Source organism: bacterium (assembly GCA_030654305.1).
Classification (GTDB): Bacteria; Krumholzibacteriota; Krumholzibacteriia; order LZORAL124-64-63; family LZORAL124-64-63; genus PNOJ01.
Map to the genome: position 1 here is coordinate 1 of JAURXS010000536.1, position 2,760 is coordinate 2,760.

Genomic DNA, 2,760 nt, shown 5'->3' on the forward strand with positions numbered 1-2,760 from the left:
ATCCAGGACGAGACCAAGGTCACGATCCGCAACATCCCGCTCGGGACGCCGGACGAGACCGGCGTCTGCATCCGCTGCGGGCAGCCCAGCGGGCGGCGGGTCCTGTTCGCGCAGTCGTACTAGGCGGGCCGGGCGGGCCCTTTCAAACGCCGCCGGCTGTGATTATCTTGTTTCCCGGAGCGGCTCCGCCGCTTGGACACCAACAGGAGACAGTGCCATGCAGACCCCGTGGACGGATCAGAAGATCCAGGAGCGCATGCGGCTGAAGGTCGGCCTCGCCGAGATGCTCAAGGGCGGCGTCATCATGGACGTCACCAACGCCGAGCAGGCCAAGATCGCCGAGGAGGCCGGCGCGGTGGCCGTCATGGCGCTGGAGCGCATCCCCGCCGACATCCGCCGCGACGGCGGCATCGCGCGGATGAGCCAGCCCGCGATGATCAAGCAGATCCAGGACACGGTGTCGATCCCGGTCATGGCCAAGTGCCGCATCGGCCACTTCGCCGAGGCCCAGATCCTCGAGGCCCTCGGCGTCGACTTCATCGACGAGTCGGAGGTCCTGACCCCCGCCGACGAGAAGAACCACGTCGACAAGTGGGCCTTCAAGGTGCCCTTCGTCTGCGGCTGCCGCGACCTGGGCGAGGCCCTGCGCCGCATCGGCGAGGGCGCCGCCATGATCCGCACCAAGGGCGAGGCCGGCAGCGGCAACATCGTCGAGGCCGTCCGCCACATGCGCCAGGTGCAGGAGGGCCTCCGCCGCCTGACGGTGCTGCGCGAGGACGAACTGATGCACGAGGCCAAGGAGCTGGGCGCCCCCTACCACATCGTGCTCGAGGTCGCGAAGACCGGCAAGCTGCCGGTGCCCAACTTCGCCGCCGGCGGCGTCGCCACCCCGGCCGACGCCAGCCTGATGATGCAGCTGGGCGCCGAGACGGTCTTCGTCGGTTCGGGCATCTTCAAGAGCAAGGACCCGAAGCCCCGCGCCGAGGCCATCGTGCAGGCCGTCACGTTCTACAAGGACCCCGCGAAGCTGCTGGAGATCAGCATGCACCTCGGCGAGCCGATGAGCGGGCTGGACATCGCGACCATGCCCGAGGACCAGAAGATGGCGGGGCGCGGCTGGTAGCCGCGGCGCGCATGACCGGACATCCCATCGGCATCCTCGCCCTGCAGGGCGACTTCGCACTCCACGCCGCGGCCCTGGACCGGCAGGGCGAGGCGTACCTCTACGTGCGCCGTCCGCAGGAACTGGCCGCGTGCCGCGGCCTGATCATCCCCGGTGGCGAGAGCACGACGATGACCCGCCTCATGGACATCGTGGGCCTGCGCCAGCCGATCCTGGACTTCGCCGCCGCCGGCAAGCCGATCCTGGGCACCTGCGCGGGGCTGATCATGCTGGCGGCGCGCATCGACGAGGACGTGCGCCGGCACGGCGTGCACCCGCTGGGGCTGCTGGACGTGCTGGTGCGTCGCAACGGCTACGGGCGGCAGGTGGACTCGTTCGTGGACGAGGTCGTCGTCGCCGGACGAGCCGACCCGGTGCAGGGCGTGTTCATCCGGGCGCCGCGGATCCTCGAGGTCGGCGCGGGGGTCGAGGTCGTGGCGACGTGGCGGGGGGAGACGGTGGGGGTGCGGAGCGGGAATGTGACGGGGTTGGCGTTTCATCCCGAAGCAGGGGAGTCGGGGGTCGACCTCCCGATCCACTTCATCTAGCGATCCATAACCGCGAACCAGCCATCGTGGCCTGGGCGTAGGCCCACTCAGCAACGGTTTTTGTCCCTGCCAAGTCGTGCGGCAGCCGCCGCGATTCGTACCAGACAGTCATTTCCGATCCGTGATCTTTGTTGCGCCTCTCCCAGCGCTCGCGATGCGGGCGATCGGCCAGCATGCCGCGTTTGCTGTGATTGCATGGTTTGCACGCAAGCACGAAGTTGTGGCCGAGATCGTGGGGGTAGCGCGACCAAGGGATGAAATGGTCCACGTCGCTGATGCGCAGTGGCTTCGAGCAGTAGAAGCACGTGTTGTCCTGAAGTTCACTAAGGAGCGGACGGTATTGATTGAGATTGGCACGCTCGCTGCCGAACAGGAATGACCCGAGATCCACGGCTTCACCGATCAGCGCCTGGTTGGCCGGACGGTTGCGCACGAAGCGGATCCAGGCGTCCTGGGCCAGCCGCGTGACGAGGCCGTGGAACCGGCGGAAGCAGAAGGCAATGCCGGGATTCAGCACGATGGCTTCGCGGCTCCCCGTATGTGTGTACAGCCTGGTTTCGAGCTGGCCGGCCAGCCTCTGCAGTTTCCAGAGGGGCATCATTTCGACGGTCTTCGCCACTTTGCGGACGAGCGGTGCCTCCGCATGCAAGATGTCGTGGGGAGCTTCGACGTTCGTCGCGTAGTCAGCGGCCGCTTCTCGAACCAAGCTGATGACGTGAGCCTGAGAATTGGTGTTCTGGATCAGCTCGCCCCGTGCCGGCCCGTTGACATAGGGCCGTGCCTGCCGCCAGTAGTAGCGTACGAACTTGCCGGCGATGTCCCGGATCCGCAGCGTGAGAGGGCCGCCCTCGTCGTTGCCCCGCTCGACCGAGAGATCGGCGAGCGCCAACAGCAAGGCGTACTTGTAGGACGCCGTGAAATCACCCTCGTCGAGCAGGCGCTGGATGTAAGCGAGGAATTCGAGCTGGGTGTTCTCGCTCGGCGGCGCCACGCCTACCCCTTCGTCCAATAGTCGGCCTGCCGGGGCAGCACCCAGCGGATCCCGCCGCG

Annotated in this window: 4 protein-coding genes; 3 read left to right on the forward strand and 1 reads right to left on the reverse strand. The window is 67.4% G+C overall.

All coding sequences use genetic code 11. The annotated features are described in order from the left end of the window. From Q7W29_14960 to pdxT, 3 genes are all read left to right on the forward strand, one after another. A partial coding sequence (locus Q7W29_14960) for a hypothetical protein (GenBank protein ID MDO9173121.1) occupies nt 1-123 on the forward strand: 123 nt, incomplete at its 5' end. Nucleotides 124-217: 94 nt separating this feature from the next. After that, nucleotides 218-1,123 (forward strand): pyridoxal 5'-phosphate synthase lyase subunit PdxS, encoded by a 906-nt coding sequence (pdxS, locus tag Q7W29_14965; protein ID MDO9173122.1) that lies wholly within the window; start codon nt 218-220, stop codon nt 1,121-1,123. Between the two features lie 11 nt (nt 1,124-1,134). Next, nucleotides 1,135-1,710 (forward strand): pyridoxal 5'-phosphate synthase glutaminase subunit PdxT, encoded by a 576-nt coding sequence (gene pdxT, locus Q7W29_14970; GenBank protein ID MDO9173123.1) that lies wholly within the window; start codon nt 1,135-1,137, stop codon nt 1,708-1,710. Here the strand turns inward: pdxT and Q7W29_14975 are convergent. Continuing rightward, the coding region (locus Q7W29_14975) for an HNH endonuclease domain-containing protein (protein ID MDO9173124.1) at nt 1,703-2,760 on the reverse strand (1,058 nt) is incomplete at its 5' end. The genes pdxT and Q7W29_14975 overlap by 8 nt on opposite strands.

Bases quoted from the DNA above. Each gene is read 5' to 3' on its own strand.
- pdxT (MDO9173123.1), top strand. From the start codon at position 1,135: ATGACCGGACATCCCATCGGCATCCTCGCCCTGCAGGGCGACTTCGCA.
- pdxS (MDO9173122.1), top strand. From the start codon at position 218: ATGCAGACCCCGTGGACGGATCAGAAGATCCAGGAGCGCATGCGGCTG.